Annotated in this window: 16 protein-coding genes; 12 read left to right on the top strand and 4 right to left on the bottom strand. The window is 68.4% G+C overall.

Annotated features, from left to right (window positions below; translation table 11 throughout):
* Positions 1-7 precede the first annotated feature (7 nt).
* The 10 genes from RIB98_08235 to RIB98_08190 all read left to right on the top strand — a co-directional run bounded on the left by RIB98_08235 (position 8) and on the right by RIB98_08190 (position 9247).
* A complete protein-coding gene (locus RIB98_08235) occupies positions 8-595 on the top strand; it encodes a TetR/AcrR family transcriptional regulator (protein ID MEQ8840955.1) in 588 nt (195 codons plus the stop codon).
* A gap of 50 nt (positions 596-645) precedes the next feature.
* Positions 646-1173 carry a hypothetical protein gene (locus RIB98_08230; GenBank protein MEQ8840954.1) on the top strand — a complete coding sequence of 176 codons (528 nt, stop codon included), beginning with the start codon at positions 646-648 and terminating at the stop codon, positions 1171-1173.
* 55 nt (positions 1174-1228) lie between these two features.
* Positions 1229-2914: an amidohydrolase family protein gene (locus tag RIB98_08225; GenBank protein MEQ8840953.1), complete on the top strand. Its 1686-nt coding sequence runs from the start codon at positions 1229-1231 to the stop codon at positions 2912-2914.
* A 125-nt stretch (positions 2915-3039) separates the two neighbouring features.
* Complete coding sequence (locus RIB98_08220; protein MEQ8840952.1) at positions 3040-3486, top strand: OB-fold domain-containing protein; 447 nt, start codon at positions 3040-3042, stop codon at positions 3484-3486.
* Entirely contained in the window at positions 3486-4076 is a 591-nt protein-coding gene (locus RIB98_08215) for a Zn-ribbon domain-containing OB-fold protein (GenBank protein MEQ8840951.1), read from the top strand. Before RIB98_08220 ends, RIB98_08215 begins: the two co-directional genes overlap by 1 nt.
* On the top strand, positions 4073-5140 hold the full coding sequence (locus RIB98_08210; GenBank protein ID MEQ8840950.1) for a lipid-transfer protein: 1068 nt from the start codon (positions 4073-4075) through the stop codon (positions 5138-5140). Before RIB98_08215 ends, RIB98_08210 begins: the two co-directional genes overlap by 4 nt.
* Positions 5140-6300 carry a thiolase domain-containing protein gene (locus RIB98_08205; GenBank protein ID MEQ8840949.1) on the top strand — a complete coding sequence of 387 codons (1161 nt, stop codon included), beginning with the start codon at positions 5140-5142 and terminating at the stop codon, positions 6298-6300. Before RIB98_08210 ends, RIB98_08205 begins: the two co-directional genes overlap by 1 nt.
* 234 nt (positions 6301-6534) lie before the next feature.
* Positions 6535-7533, top strand: coding sequence for a phytanoyl-CoA dioxygenase family protein (locus tag RIB98_08200; protein ID MEQ8840948.1), 999 nt, complete (start codon positions 6535-6537; stop codon positions 7531-7533).
* A gap of 155 nt (positions 7534-7688) precedes the next feature.
* A complete protein-coding gene (locus RIB98_08195; protein MEQ8840947.1) occupies positions 7689-8177 on the top strand; it encodes a GNAT family N-acetyltransferase in 489 nt (162 codons plus the stop codon).
* Complete coding sequence (locus RIB98_08190; protein ID MEQ8840946.1) at positions 8174-9247, top strand: helix-turn-helix domain-containing protein; 1074 nt, start codon at positions 8174-8176, stop codon at positions 9245-9247. Before RIB98_08195 ends, RIB98_08190 begins: the two co-directional genes overlap by 4 nt.
* A gap of 111 nt (positions 9248-9358) precedes the next feature.
* Here the strand turns inward: RIB98_08190 and RIB98_08185 are convergent, their stop codons facing one another.
* The 4 genes from RIB98_08185 to RIB98_08170 all read right to left on the bottom strand — a co-directional run bounded on the left by RIB98_08185 (position 9359) and on the right by RIB98_08170 (position 12901).
* A complete protein-coding gene (locus tag RIB98_08185; protein MEQ8840945.1) occupies positions 9359-9859 on the bottom strand; it encodes a hypothetical protein in 501 nt (166 codons plus the stop codon).
* A 104-nt stretch (positions 9860-9963) separates the two neighbouring features.
* Positions 9964-10950, bottom strand: a complete 987-nt coding sequence (locus tag RIB98_08180; GenBank protein MEQ8840944.1) for a VWA domain-containing protein — start codon at positions 10948-10950, stop codon at positions 9964-9966.
* The gene (locus tag RIB98_08175; protein ID MEQ8840943.1) at positions 10947-11891 is read right to left on the bottom strand and encodes a DUF58 domain-containing protein; all 945 of its coding nucleotides are present in this window, start codon (positions 11889-11891) and stop codon (positions 10947-10949) included. Before RIB98_08175 ends, RIB98_08180 begins: the two co-directional genes overlap by 4 nt.
* On the bottom strand, positions 11888-12901 hold the full coding sequence (locus tag RIB98_08170; protein MEQ8840942.1) for a MoxR family ATPase: 1014 nt from the start codon (positions 12899-12901) through the stop codon (positions 11888-11890). Before RIB98_08170 ends, RIB98_08175 begins: the two co-directional genes overlap by 4 nt.
* 121 nt (positions 12902-13022) lie before the next feature.
* On the opposite strand from RIB98_08170, the gene RIB98_08165 reads away from it, so the two are divergent.
* Positions 13023-13709 (top strand): response regulator transcription factor, encoded by a 687-nt coding sequence (locus RIB98_08165; protein MEQ8840941.1) that lies wholly within the window; start codon positions 13023-13025, stop codon positions 13707-13709.
* Entirely contained in the window at positions 13706-14896 is a 1191-nt protein-coding gene (locus RIB98_08160; protein ID MEQ8840940.1) for an ATP-binding protein, read from the top strand. The genes RIB98_08165 and RIB98_08160 overlap by 4 nt, the downstream gene beginning before the upstream one ends.
* The last annotated feature ends 551 nt before the right edge of the window (positions 14897-15447 follow it).

The raw sequence follows: 15447 nt of genomic DNA, 5'->3' as shown, positions 1-15447 counted from the left end.
TCGAAGGATGGCAGAGCAGCGGTCGCTCACGGAAAAACAGGAGCAACGTCGACGGCGGGTCCTGCTGGCAGCCATCGAGCTCGCGGCAGAGGGCGGCTACGACGGAGTGCAGATGCGAGCCGTCGCCGAACGGGCCGACGTCGCCCTCGGCACGGTGTACCACTACTTCTCGTCCAAGGATCACCTGCTGGCCGCATCCATGACCGAGTGGCTGTCGGGCCTCGAAGCGTCGGTCGCTCGCCGCCCGGCCGGCGGTGCCACCACCCTCGAACGGGTGCTCGACATCCTGGGCCGCACCACGCGCGCGATGGCCGAGAATCCCAAGGTGTCCGCGGCGGTGATCGGCGGTCTCATCGCCGAGGGTCCCCACGGCGCGCCGAGTCAGGAGACGCTCCACGTGATGTTCAGCGCCATGTTGCGCAGCGCGTTCACCGCGGATTACCCGGCCGAGCGGCGCGAGAAGATCATCCGCTCACTCGAACACATCTGGTTCTCCGAGCTGATCGCCTGGAAGAACGGGTGGAACCCCTACGATCAGGGAGCCCGTGAGCTCGAGGACGCGGCTGAACTTTTTCTCCTCGATGCCGACGGTTGACGTATCCACCCGGTCATCCGGGATCCACGGCGAAAAGGAACACCCCTGAAATGACAAATCTCTTGAAGATCGCAACCGCGCTGCTGAGCGTGGTCCTCCTTGCCGGCGCGTGCGGCGACGACGACGGCGGCGGCGGCAACGCCGCGCCATCCGACAGTCCATTGGTGCAGGCCATCGCCGACGACATGATGGACGACGAAGGCTCCCTCACCGCCGATCGAAGCGAAGCCGAGTGCTTCGCCAGCAATGTTGTCGGCACGGTGGGCGAGGATCGCCTCAACGAACTGGGCGTGACCGCGGCCGACGTCGGTGACATCGACGGCGTCGCATGGACCCAGAGTGAGGCCGAGACCATCGTCGACGGCATGTTCTCCTGTATCGACATGGGTGAGTCCTTCGTCGACGACATGGACTTCGGCGAGCTCGACTCCGAGCAGGAGGCCTGCATTCGTGGCATCTTCACCGAGGACGTGTTGAAGGGCTTCTTCGTCAGCTCCCTCACCGGTGACGACGAAGCCGGCGCCGGCATCTTCGCCCTGATGGGTGAGGTCGCCGGCTGCGGGATCGAACTCGGCTGATCCACATTCGATCGTGGAACCCTTCCGGGCCTAACGTCTGGTCCGGGAGGGTTTCATGTCGCATGAACTGATCATCCGTGGCGGCACGGTCGTCGATGGCACCGGTGCCGAACCGCTCCGGGCCGACGTGGCGATCGATGGTGACCGCATCTCGGCGGTCGGCGATCTCGCCGACACCGCTGCGGCGCGTGAGATCGATGCCACCGGCAAGATCGTGAGTCCGGGATTCGTCGATCTCCACACCCATCTCGACGCCCAGATCGGCTGGGACCCGATGATGACCTCGGCCAGTTGGCACGGTGTCACCACGGCCATGATCGGCAATTGTGGTGTGACGTTCGCGCCGGTGAAGCCGGAGAACCGCGAGTACCTGGCCGAGATGATGGAGTCGGTCGAGGACATCCCCAAGGACGCCATCCTCGGGGGTCTTCCCTGGAACTGGTCGACCTACGGCGAGTACCTGGACGCGGTCGAGGGGCTGTCGCCGGCGCTCAACGTGGTCGGGCTCGTCGGCCACTGCGCGGCTCGCTACCACGTCATGGGCGAGCGCTCGCTGTCGGACGAGACACCGACGGCGGCGGAGCTCGCGGAACTGGGCGAGATCGCGGGTCAGGCCGTGGCCGATGGTGCGGTCGGCTTCTCGACGTCACGCATCCTCTTGCACAAGGTGCCCGATGGCCGCCACGTGCCCGGCACCTGGGCGCCGATCGAGGAGTACGTGGCCGTGGGTGAGGCCATGCAGGCTGCCGGTGGCGGGTTGTTCCAAGCCGTACTCGACATGGCGACGCGTCGCGACGAGGAGTACCGGCTGCTCGATGCGGTGGCCGACACCGGCACCGACGTGCTCTTCAGCGGCGGCGTGGGCGATGCGCCGCCCAAGGTCGTGCCGCGCCAGGACGCCTACTTCCAGGATCAGGCCGCGAGGGGTCGTCGGGTGTCGGCGCTCAGCCAGACCCGGCCCGGCGGCGTGCTCGTCGGCCTTCGCCAGATGATGCCGGTGGCCACGCCGGCGTGGAAGCGGCTGTCGGAGTTGCCGACGATGGAGGCACGGCTCGCGGTGTTGAAGGACGCCGACGAACGGGCGTTGCTGTTGGAGGAAGGGGTGGCCGCCGGCACCTGGTACGACCCGGCCCACATCCATCCGCTCGGGTTGGGCGAATACCCCGACTATCAGGTCGAGGGGAGCGCGGAGGGTTCGCTCGCCGCCCTGGCGGCCGCGGCCGGGGTCCATCCGGTCGAGCTCGTCGTCGATCGGCTGCTCGAGAGCGAGGGACGCGAGCTCTACAACGTCTGGTTCTTCAACCGGGCCGCCGACAGCCTCGCCGACTACCTCCAACTCGACCATGTGACACCGGGTCTCGGCGATGCCGGTGCCCACGTCGGACAGATCTGCGACGCCGACACGTCCACGTTCTTCCTCACCCACTGGGCCCGCGAACGCAAGGCGTTCACCCTTCCCGAGGCCATTCGCCGGCTCACGTCGTTGCCGGCCTCGGTGATTCGGCTGAAGGAGCGCGGTCGCCTGCAACCGGGATGGTTCGCCGACGTCAACGTGTTCGACTACGACCGGCTCGCCGCCTGCTACCCCGACTACGTCCACGACTTTCCCGGTGAGAAGGGCCGGTTCATCGTGCAGTCCGAGGGCTACGCGGCAACGCTCGTCAACGGCCAGGTCATCGCCGAGGACGGCACCCACACCGGCACCCGCCCCGGCCGCGTCCTCCGCTCCTTCTCCCACTAGTTGCAGCGCTGGGGTCAGACCCCCGTCCCAACTGCGGCGGGCGCAAAGTTGCAGCGGGGGTCTGACCCCAGCGTCCCTTCTCCGGGTTGGGGGACGGCGGCCGGGCACCACTAGGTTCGGCGGCCATGGCCGATGACGTACTGCAAGCACCTCTCGTGCTCGAGTACCCCTTCACCCGCACCACCGGGCCTGTCGTGGGGGCGTTCCTCACCGGGCTACGTGAGGGCGTGGTGCTCGGGGTCAAGAGAACCGACGGCACGGTGATGTGTCCGCCCCTCGAGTACGACCCTCTCGACGCCTCGCCGCTCGGTGAGATGGTCGAGGTCGGCCAGACCGGCACTGTCGTGTCCTGGAGCTGGGGCGGTCCGCCTCGGCCCCAACAGCCGTTCGACCGCGATGTCGCATGGGCGCTGATCACCCTCGACGGCGCCGACACGCCGATGTTGCACGCGGTGTTCGTCGATGGCCCCGCCGACATGTCCTCCGGCATGCGGGTCACCGTCCAGTGGCGAGACGAGCGACACGGCCACATCGCCGACATCGCCGGCTTCGTCCCGTCCGAGGAGTCCTGATGACCTACTCGAAGAGCCAGGACCCCTCGAGTCGCCCCGCCGGCCTCGACGTCGAGGTGACGGTGCCCGACTCGATCGCCGGCGTGGAGCGGGTGCAGAGCGTGCGCACCCCGATCCGCATCGAATACACGTACACGCCGGGCGAGGCTCTGTCGGCCTATCTGCGCGGCATGAAGGACAAGAAGATCCTGGCCGAGCGCTGCCCGAAGACGGGTCAGGTCTTCGTGCCGCCCCGCGGGGTCAGCCCCGTCGCCGGAATCCTCACCGAGGGTCCGGTGGAGTTGCCCGACACCGGCTATGTCGAGTCGTTCAACATCACCCGGGTGCCGATCGCGAGCCGGCCCGAACTCGAGCCGCCCTACGTCTCGGCCTGGGTCCTGCTCGACGGTGCGTCCGTCGGCCTCATGGGCCTCGTCATCAACTGCCAACCCGAGGACGTGAAGCTCGGCACGCGGGTGCGGGCCGTCTGGAAACCCGACGACGAGCTCGAGATGGCGGCCACGAACATCCTCGGTTGGGAGCCGACCGGCGAGCCCGATGTCGACATCGTCGACATCGAGACCATCGGGCAGAAGGGAGATCTCGAATGAGCGACAACGGTATGAGAGACATCGCCATCGTCTCCTTCGCCCAACGTCAGCAAGCGGCGATTCCCACCGAGTCCGAGGTCGAGTTCATGGTGCCGCTGATGGCGGCGGCCAAGGACGCCGTCGGACTCACCCAGCAGGACATGGGGTTCACGTGCTCCGGCTCGTCGGACTTCCTCGCCGGCCAGGCGTTCTCGTTCGTCGCCACGATCGACGGCACCGGGCCGGTTCCGCCGATCAGCGAGTCGCACGTCGAACAGGACGGTGCCTGGGCGCTCTACGAGGCGTGGGTGAAGCTCCAGTGCGGCGACGTCGACACGGCGTTCATCTACTCCTACGGCAAGTCGTCGCCCGGCTCGCTGCGCGATGTGCTCGCCACCCAGATGGACCCGTACTACGTGGCACCGCTGTGGCCCGATGCCTTCGCCATCGAGGGCATCGCCGCCCGCATGCTGCTCGAGTCGGGCAAGGTCTCCGAGCGTCAGCTCGCCGAGATCGCGTCACGCTCGCGGGCCAACGCGGTGTCGAACCCCCACGCGGTGCGCAGCGAACTGAAGACGGTCGACGAGATCCTGGCCGAGGAGTACCTGGCCGACCCGCTACGGCCGTCCGACATCCCGGCCTCCGCCGATGGCGGCTGCGCCATGGTCCTGGCGGCCGGCGATCGGGCCCGCGAGCTCTGCGACCGCCCCGTGTGGATCCGGGGCATCGATCACCGCATCGACGCCCACACTCTCGGCGCCCGGGATCTCACGACCGCGATGTCGGCGTCGATCGCGGCCGACAAGGTCGGCGTCAACGACGACAAGATCGACTTCGCCGAGATCCACGCGCCGTTCACGACCAGCCACGCCGTACTCACCGACGCGTTGGGCCTGGGTGAAGAGGTGAACATCAATCCGTCGGGCGGCCCGCTGGCCGCCCACACGATGATGGCCGCCGGTCACATCCGATTCGGCGAGGCCTTCGAACGCATCGCCCGTGGCGACGGCGATCGTGCCGTCGTCCACGCCACGGCCGGACCGGTGTTGCAACAGAACATGGTCGCCGTGCTGGAGGGGGAGTGATGGGGAAAGAGAGAACTGCCGTCATCGGGGTCGGACAGACCAAGTACGCCTCGACCCGGGGCGATGTCTCGATGGCCGGGCTCCTGCGTGAGGCCGCCTATCGGGCCCTCGAGATGGCCGGGAAGACCTGGGACGAGATCGACGCCGTCGTGATGGGCAAGGCGCCCGACTTCTTCGAGGGCGTGATGATGCCCGAGATCTACCTGGCCGAGGCGCTCGGGTGCGTCGGCAAGCCGATCATGCGTGTCCATACGGCCGGCTCGGTCGGCGGGTCGACCGCCAACGTGGCCGCGTCGATGGTGCAGAGTCGGGTTCACGAGACCGTCCTCACGATCGCCTGGGAGAAGCAGTCGGAATCCAATGCGATGTGGGCGCTGTCGCTCCCGCAGCCGTTCACGACCTCGGTCAACGCCGGTGCCGGCGGCTACTTCTCGCCGATCATGCGTCGCTACATGGCGATGTCCGGCGCGCCGGATCTGATCGGTTGCATGGTGGCGTTCAAGGACCGTCAGCATGCGCTGAAGAACCCGTACGCCCATCTCCAGCAGCACGACCTGACCTTCGAGCAGGTCGTCGAGTCGCCGATGCTGTGGGACCCGATCCGCTACTCCGAGACCTGCCCGTCGTCCGACGGTGCGTGCGCGATGGTCTTCACGAACGAGGCCGGGGGCGACGCCCACGATGGTCCGGTCGCCTGGATCAAGGGCACCGCGATGCGTTCGGAGTCGAACTCCTACGGCGGTCGCAACATGGTGTCGCCCGCTGCGTCGGAGCAGTGCGCCGACGACGTGTTCGCCCAGGCCGGCATCCACGACCGCCGCAAGGAGATCGACGCGGTCGAGATGTACGTGCCGTTCTCCTGGTACGAGCCCATGTGGCTCGAGTCGCTCGGCTTCGCCGAGAAGGGCCAGGGTTGGCGGATGGTCGAGGACGGCTCCACCAATCTCGAGGGCGGGGACCTGCCGGTCAACACCTCGGGCGGGGTGCTGTCGACCAATGCCATCGGCGCGTCGGGCATGGTCCGCTTCGCCGAGTCGGCCATGCAGGTGATGGGCGAGGCCGGCGAGCATCAGGTCGACGGCTGCCGCACCGCCTTCGGCCACGCCTACGGCGGCGGCGCCCAGTACTTCGCCATGTGGATCGTCGGCGCCACCAAGTAACCATTGCATTCGGGGAGTTCGGCGCAGCCGAACTCCAAGCAACGCGGAGCGTTGCCGGGGTCAGACCCCCGTTGCAGTTCGGGCAGGTCGACCTGTCGACGGCACCGGTGGTGTTCGGTACCCTCGCCGTTGTCCGACGTGGAGGGACCCATGCGCTTGTGGCGTCGACAACGACCCGATCAGAAGCCTGAGAGCACGGGCGATGCGCAGTCGATCCTTCGTGACGCGAACCGAATGGCCGAGGATGGCGACTTCCGCGGCGCGATCGACACCTTGACGGCTGCGAACCGGGCGGCCCGTGACGACCGTCTGGAGCGACGCCTGATCGAGTTGCGGTCGGCGGCGGCCGAAGCGTTCGTCTGGCCCGAGTCCCGGCCGCCCTGGCCCGAGCACGTGCCGAACCGATTCGAGGGCACGCCATTTCCCGAAATCGACGCGAGCGATCTCGATCTCGATGTCCTTCGCAGCGCGATGACCCATCAGGGTTCGCTGCACGTTCGGGGCGTCGTCGGCTCGAGCCGCGTCGCTGAGCTCCGCGATGACATCGACCGGGCGCTCTCGTCGTTCGACGTGGTGGCCTCCGGCGATGAGGATGCGGATACCCGGCGCTGGTACACGCCGTTCTCCCGCGACAAGGCCAGTGACCGCGAACGAAAGCGTTCCCGGGGGTCGATCCTGACGGTCGAGTCGCCCGCCACCATGTTCGACCTCGTCGAGACCTTTCGGGAAACGGGGCTCGATCGACTCGTCTGCGAGTACTTCGGCGAAGAGCCACTACTGCTCGGGAGAAAGGGAACGCTTCGCCGCATCGCCCACGGTGGCAACACCGGAGGATGGCATCAGGACGGCGCGTTCATGGGTTCGGGCATCCGTTCGCTCAACATCTGGATTCCGTTGACCCACTGCGGCGATACGGCGCCGGGCATGGACCTGGTCGCAAAGCGGCTCGACTACATCGTGCCGACGGGCGACGGCGCGTTCTCGCCCTGGGCCACCAGTCCGGCCGAAGCCGAGAAGGTGGCAGAGGGGGCGCTGGTACGGCCGATCTTCGAGCCGGGTGACGCGCTCTTCTTCGATCAGATGAACCTGCACCGCACCGCGATCGATCCGGAGATGACCGAGGATCGCCACGCGATCGAGACATGGCTCCTCAGCCCGTCGACCTATGTCGAGATGATGCGGCCCAACGACGAGGGCTACTCGCCAAGGGACCAGATTCCGATTCTCTTCTGACGATCCGGGCACCGGAGCCGTTGGTCCGACGTGAACTGCAACGGGGGTCTGACCCCGGCAACGCGGCGCGTTGCTCGGAGTTCGGCTGGGGCCGAACTCCCGGATGCAACGGTGAAAGCCCGGCAGGGCGGCGGTGGGTGCGCAAGCATGGGGCGATGACGGTGACGACGCGACGGGTTCGGCCCGACGAGGGTGCGCTCTTGCGCGAGGTCCGGCTGGGCGCGCTGGCCGATGAACCGACGGCATTCGGCAGCACCCATGCCGCCGAGGCCGAACTGCCGTCGAGGCGGTGGGACGAATGGGCCGTCGAGCGGTCGGAAGGGCCGGATCACGCGACCTTCTTCGCCACTGATGGCCGCGATGTGGTCGGACTCGTCGGCGGTCACCGGACCGACGACGCGACCATCGAGCTCGTGTCGATGTGGACCGACGCTTCTGCTCGGGGGCGAGGCGTCGGCGCGGCACTGGTCGGCGCGGTTGTCGCCTGGGCGGGCGATGCGCGGGTCGAGCTGTGGGTGACGCAGGGCAACGACGCCGCCGTTCGGCTCTACGAACGATGCGGCTTCGTGACGACAGGCGACTTCCAGCCACCGCCGTCGGACCCGTGCAAGGACGAGATCCGCATGCGTCGTGAACCACTGTGACGACGCGTTCGGAGTGGATTGCGCCGGGACTGGCGCAGGTATTCGAGCTCGTGCTCGACGCGGCGGACGATCAACGCGATCTCACCATCGGGGAGCGTGAGGAGATCTTCGCGACCGGCGAAGCGGCCCACGGGACCGGCGGTTCGCTCAGTCAGCTGATCGAGGCCTATCTCGCCGGCGCGGCCGAACTGTGGGAGAACGTCTTCGGAGCAACCGAGCCGGGCATGGCGGTCGAGGTCGGCCGCACCCTGCGGCGGGTGTCGGAGAACGCCGTGGCCGGGCTCGCCTCCGGCTTCGAGGCCGCCCAACGCCGTTCGATCCAGGCGGAGGAGGCGCTGCGCCGGGAGGTCATCCACGAGCTGCTGACCGGGCGCGGCGACGTGACGCACCTCGAGGAGCGGGCCCGGCTGGCCGCCATTCCGGCCGAGCCGGTGCAGCTCGTGCTCGTCGCCGAGAGCGCCACGGCCCTGTCCGAACTGGGGCCGGTCCACGAGCGAGTGCAGGTCGAGATCCGGTCTCGGGCCCCGGGCCGGGAGATGACCACGTTCGTCACCGCCGGACAGCTGGTGGTCATCGCCCCCACGGCGTCGCCGGCGGAGCTACGAGTCGTGGAACTGTCGCTCGCCGCCCTCGACACCGGGGCGTGGCGGTGTGGTGTCGGACGTCCCAGCACGAGTCTGGCCGAGATCCACCGGTCATACGACGACGCCCGTGAGGCGCTGCGCCTGAGCCGCATCTTCGGACTCGACGAGTTCGCCGTCTTCGATTCGCTGCTGGCTCATCGCATGCTCGCCGCCGACCCGGTGGTCGCGGCGGCCCTCGTCGATTCGGTCCTGTCGCCGCTGGTGCAGTCCCGGCGCGGGGACCTCCTCGAGACGCTCGCATCGTTCGTGGCTCACGGTGGCAACATGGCCGCCGTCGCCCGGGACCTGTCGCTCGGCTCCCGGTCAGTGGCCTATCGCCTCGACCGCATCGCCGAACTCACCGGCTACTCGCTTCGCGACCCGGACGGTCGGCTCACCCTCGAGCTGGCGTTGCGCTGCCGTCCGCTGGTCGACCCCGGCGGGTGAGTCGACCCCGCCGACGGGGGGTGTGTGGGAGGTCTTCGGGGCCGGCAACTGCCGCGGGCGGCTTTCCTGGAGGGGATCTCGGCCGTCACCGGCCCCGAGTTCGCTGAGGCGTCAGCCGAGCTTCTGCGACTGGAGAATGGCGCCCGGGCCGACCATGATCTCGTCGGCCCGGGCATGACGTGCGGCCCGGCCGATCGCCTTGCGGAGCCCGCGTTGCGTGACTCGGTCGAGCACCGACCGGTGGTAGATCTCGGTGACGACCTCGTGGTCGACGCCGAGCTCGCGCAGGAGTCGGGACCGGGCCGACACCCGCATGTCCAAGAGCGAACTCTCTTCGTTGTACGTGTCGCGAGTGTCGAGGTAGATCATCATGCCGAGATCACTCATGACGCCGCTCGGGGGGATCGGTGCGGCACCGGCCGGGCGGATGTTGGCCAGGGTGACGCGATCGTCCGGCCCAAGACGCTGTGCGAACTCGACGAGGGTGTCGTCGCTGTCGAATTCGGCGTGGAGGATGATCAACACATGGTGTGACGTCGGCCGAGTGACGGCCGGCGTGGTGGTCGTCGCGGGGACATGGTGATTGCTGTCGGGGGTGAGGGTCGCAGCCATGGAGAGATCATGCTCCGGCAACATCCGCAGTTCCAGGGCAGATTCGGCAGACTTCATCGCACCGAAACTGCGCTATCGGCAGTTCCTGAGACGACAGCGGACACTCAGGGCAGGCGCTGGAACCAGGTGAGACTCAACAATGCCGTGACCGCCACGCCCGCCAGGGCGAACCCGACGAACCAGTCGTCCTCGTCCTTGCGGACCGGCTCCTCGCCCAACGCCGTCCCGATGTCGCGATAGACCTCGGCGAGATCGGTGAACGAGTCGGTGGTGAAGAACTCGCCGCCGGTCCCCAGCGCCACGGTCTCCATGGTGACCTCGTCGACCGGAACCGGCTGGCTGAAGAACGTGCCCGGCACCTCGGGGTCCTCGATCTCGACCTCACCGAAAGGGGTGCCGAGCGCCACCGTGCTGATCTCGATGTCGGCATCGACCGCGGCGGCGATCGCTTCGTCGATGGATCGGCCGATGGTGGGCTCACCGTCGGACAGCAGGACCACGACCGCCGTGGGATCGCCGTTCTCGTCTCGCACGGCGCGACCCGTGTCGACGATCGTGCCGACCGATGCGACGATGGCATCGCCCGTGCCGGTGAAGGGTCCGAGCTCGAGGGCATCGACCGCGGCGGCGACCGCGGCGCGGTTGTCGGTGGGTGCCACCTGCACGACGGGGAACTCGTCGAAGGAGATGAGAGCGACGTCGACCGAGTCGGGCACGTCGGTGAGGAAGTCCTTGGCCGCCTGCTTCGCTGCATCGAAGCGGGTGGGTGCGACATCGGTGGCGCCCATCGACAACGAGGTGTCGATCGTGAGCACCACCGTGGCCCGGAACGGCACCTCGAAGCGGTACGGGCCGGCGAACGACACGACCATCATCGACGCGGAGGCCAGGAAGAGCACCGCCACGACATGGCGACGCCACCCGGGCCGCTTCGGCGCGATGTTGTCCAGGAGCGAGGTGTCGGAGAACCGCAGGGCGTAGGTGCCGCGCCGGCGTTGGACGACGACGTAGGCGATGAGCAGGACGCCGACCACCGTGAGAAGCCAGAGGCGCGACGCCGAATCGAACTCGATCTCGCCGAACCAGCTCATGCGACGGCCCCCGCGATGAGGTGTCGGCGACGACGGCGCCGGTCGACGAACTTCGCCAGGTCGAGCACCCAGTCCCGGTCCGTGCGCAACACGAGATGGTCGGCGCGAGCGGCGCGGACGTCGTGGGCATGCTCGTCGAGCCTCGCTCGACCGGCCTCGGCGAACCGGGCGCGGACCTTCGCGCTGCGGGTGTCGACCTCGACCAGCCGTCCGGTGCGGGCATCGACGAGGTCGACCAGCCCCACGTCGGGGAGTTCGAGCTCGCGTGGGTCCACGATCTCGATGACCAGCGTCTCGTGGCGCAGCGTCACGGTACGGAGCGCGCTGCTCCAGCCGGGACGCAGGAGATCGGACACGACGACAGCGAGGCCGCCACGATGACCGGGCCCGGCCAGCCGATGGAGTCCCTCGACCAGCGCCGAGTCGCCCGGTTGGGGAACGGTGGTCGCCAGGCGGTGCAGCACCGACATGAGGTGGCGTCGCCCTGAACCGGGTCGGATGTCGTGGAGACGGGCCCCGTCGTTGACGATTGCGCCGAGCCGGTTGCCGGCACGGTCGGTGAGTAGCCCGATGGCCGCGACTGCGGCGGTCGCCAGCTCGGCCTTGGTCTGACGGACGGTGCCGAAGTCGAGGCTGGGCGAGAGGTCCACGAGCACGGTCGTCTCGAGCTCCCGATCGGCGATCGACTCGCGCACGTGGGGCTCGTTCATGCGGGCGGTGACGTTCCAGTCCATTCGCCGCACGTCATCGCCGGCCGAGTAGGCCCGCGTCTCGCCGGGTTCGGACCCGAGTCCGGGCACGAGGCCGCGATAGTCGCCCTGTAGGAGGCCGTCGAGCCGTCGGGTGACGTCGAGTTCGAGGCGGCGCAGAATCGCCCGGGTGCGCGCCGCGTCGGTGTCGGTCGTCGTGGGGGAGGGGCCCGATCGGCGCAGCGTGCTCATGCCGGCCGGTAGTCGGCGTCGCCGGTGCGCCCCGGGTCCTGGGTGGTCGGGGACACCATCGGCGCCGGAATGGTCGACAACAACCGAATCAGCACCTGGTCGATGCTCAGCTCGGCAGCCAGTGCTTCGTAGGACAGCACCAGACGGTGCCGGAGCACATCGGGGGCGATGTCGAAGATGTCCTGGGGCACGACATAGTCGCGGCCCCGCAGCAGCGCCATCGCCCGCCCGGCGGCGACCAGGCCGAGTGTGGCACGCGGGCTGGCCCCGTACTCGATCATCCCGACGAGATCGGGCAGTCCGTGGTTGCCCGGGTCGCGGGTGGCGATGACGAGGTTCACGGCGTAGTCGAGGGTGCCCTGGTCGATGAGGATCTCGTCGCTCTCGCGCTGGAGCTCGAGGATTCGCTCCGGGGTCAGCACCTGCGACGCTGTCGGCGGGTTGACTCCCATCCGACGGACGATCTCGAGTTCCTCCTGCGGAGTGGGGTAGTCGATGACGACCTTCATCAGGAACCGGTCGCGTTGCGCCTCGGGGAGCGCGTAGACACCCTCGTTCTCGATCGGGTTCTGGGTGGCCAGCACGAGGAACGGCGTGGGCACCTTGTGGGTCTGGCCGCCGATCGTCACCTGGTGCTCCGCCATCACCTCGAGCAGAGCGGACTGCACTTTCGCCGGGGCCCGATTGATCTCGTCGGCCAGGACGAAGTTGGCGAAGACGGGGCCGAGTTCGACGTCGAACGTCTCCGACGACGAGCGATAGATCCGGGTGCCGACGATGTCGGCAGGGAGCAGGTCGGGCGTGAACTGCACCCGGGCGAACGACCCGCCGGTGGTGTCGGCGAGTGTGCGGACCGCCAGCGTCTTGGCGAGGCCGGGTGGGCCCTCGAGCAGGCAGTGACCGCCCGCCACCAGCGCGACGAGAAGCCGTTCCATGAGCCGTTCCTGGCCGACGATGACACGGCGCAGTTCGACGAGGGTGCGTTCGAGCGCTCCGGGATTCTCGGACAAGGGGACTCCTTCACACAGGCTTTCACCCGATTGTGGTGCGGTAGAGAGCGTGACAGACGCGGCAGTGAACCAGGCGCACGATAAGCGCGACCGAAAGCCGCCCACAGCTAGCGTGCCCGGGATGCGGATTCTGGTGGTCGATGACGAAACCGAGCTGGCCGACGCCGTTGCCCGCGGGCTGCGCCGCGAAGGGTATGCCGTCGACGTGGCCAACGATGGCGTCACCGCCCTCGAAAAAGCCGAGCTCGTCCCCTACGACCTGGTCTGTCTCGACCTCACGATGCCCGGCATCGACGGGCTCGAGGTCTGCCGTCGGCTTCGCGACGATCCCCCCGAGGGCGTCGCCCCCCGGGTCCTCATGCTGACCGCCCGCGACTCGGTCGAGGACCGCATCGACGGGCTCGACCACGGTGCCGACGACTATCTCGTCAAGCCGTTCGCGTTCGGCGAGCTGACGGCACGGGTGCGATCACTGCTCCGGCGAGATGCGGCCACGACTGGTTCGCTCCTGACCGTGGCCGATGTGGAACTCGACGACAGCCGCCACCGCGTCCGCCGTGGCGAGCGCGATCTGGAGCTGACCGCGAAGGAGTTCGCGCTGCTTCGCTACTTCATGTCCCATGTCGACGTGGTCCTGTCGCAGGAACGGCTGCTCGAGCACGTGTGGGACGAACACGCCGACCCGTTCACGAACACGGTGCGGGTCACCGTCGGCACCCTGCGCCGCAAACTCGCCGAGGGCGACGAGCCCCAGCTGATCGAAACGGTGATCGGCTCGGGCTATCGCATGATCGAGGCGCCGGGATGACCGAAGCCGGCCCGCGGCTCCACGGGTGGGCCGGCTCGATCCGGTTTCGGCTCACGGTCCTGTATTCCGTGCTTCTCTTCGCCTTGGCCACGGTCGTGGTCGGCGGTATCTACGCCGGTGTGGCGCGGGGGCTCGAGCGCCAGGAGGTGTCTCGCACCGAGGAGTGGCTCACGTTCTTCCGTGACCGCCAGGGTCAACCCAGCGTCGCCACCGTCGAGGTGGAGGTGCAGGACTATCTGTTGCTCTTCGAGCGGGCGGTCAACGAGCAGGCGCTCGACCAGTTGCGCAACTACGCATTCGCGGCGCTCGGTCTGCTGTTCGTGGGCAGTCTCTTCGTCGGCTGGTTCGTCGCCGGCCTCGTGTTGCGCCCGGTGGGTCGTATCACGGGCGTGGCGAAGGAGATCGAGGCGACCGACCTCTCGCGACGCATCGAACTCGACGGTCCGGACGACGAACTCAAGGAGCTGGCGGACACCTTCGACGGCATGCTCGGACGTATCGACGACGCGTTCGAATCGCAGCGGGAGTTCATCCACGAGGCGAGCCACGAGCTCCGCAACCCGCTGGCGGTCATCCGGACCAACATCGATGTCGCCCTCGATGATCCCGATGCCACCGCCGAGGAACTGCGGTCGGTCGGTGAGGTCGTGGGCCGCTCGGCCGAGCGGATGTCGACGTTGGTCGACGATCTCCTCCTCTACGCCCGCCACGGCACACGAGCGACGCGACGCGAGGACGTGGACGTGGTCGACGTGGTGAGCGACGTCGTCGAGGAGTTCGCCGCGGCGGCAGAGAACAACGGCCTCACGCTGGTCGCCGAAACACCGGGGCAGGCGCTGACGGTGCTCGGCGACGGGCAGGCCATTCATCGCGCCGCCACGAACCTGGTGGCCAATGCGGTTCGCCTGGCGCCGGCCGACACCACGGTCACCGTCGTGGCGTGCGACGAGGGTCGTTGGGTCACGCTGGCCGTCGCCGACGAGGGCCCGGGCATCGACGCCGAGGACCAACTGCGGGTCTTCCAACGTTTCTGGCGCGGTGACGAGGCGTCGGCCCGTGTCGCCGGTCGGTCCGGTCTCGGTCTCACGATCGTTCGACAGATCGCGGAGGCGCACGGGGGGCGCGTCGAACTCGAGTCGTCGGCCGGCGGGGGCTCCCGCTTCACCCTGCGGCTTCCCCGTCGCTGAGTCAGCCGACGCAGAACTCGTTGCCTTCGGCCCCGGAACCGACCGAGCGACAGCGGGTCGTCGCACTCGAAACTGGTGTTGAGGATGAAAGAGGTCATGGTCTTGGTTGAACCGGCCGACGATGAGTGAACTCCCCACCTGATTCTTCGCCGTCCTTACGAAACCTTTCACCTCGACCCCGTACCTTCTTCCCATGGATCGAAACCCCGTCGACCCCACACGCGGCGAAGTCCCGCCGCCACCTCCTTCGCGTCACCCCGGCGACGTCGCGCCCAACCCGCTGCGGTTCGAGCCCGAGCCGATGCCCCCGGTTGCTGCGCCGCCGTCGACCGTCGCTCCGATCGAAGCCGCGACGCCCTCGACCCCGCCGCCGCCTCCTCCACCCCCGTCTCCCGCGAACCGGCCGTCGCCGCAGGTGGTTCGTCCCCCGGCGCCGACCTCGCCCCCGATGCCGCTACTCACGCACCCCCCGACCGCGGCCAACCCGCCGCGGCCCGGCGACGGCGTGCCCCCGAACTCGCCACCCCCAGCGTTCGCCGGAGGATCAACGC

It is taken from the genome of Acidimicrobiales bacterium (assembly GCA_040219515.1).
Lineage (GTDB): Bacteria > Actinomycetota > Acidimicrobiia > Acidimicrobiales > Aldehydirespiratoraceae > JAJRXC01.
Note: the sequence above shows the minus strand (reverse complement) of the source record. Positions and strands in the feature narration are given on the sequence as shown.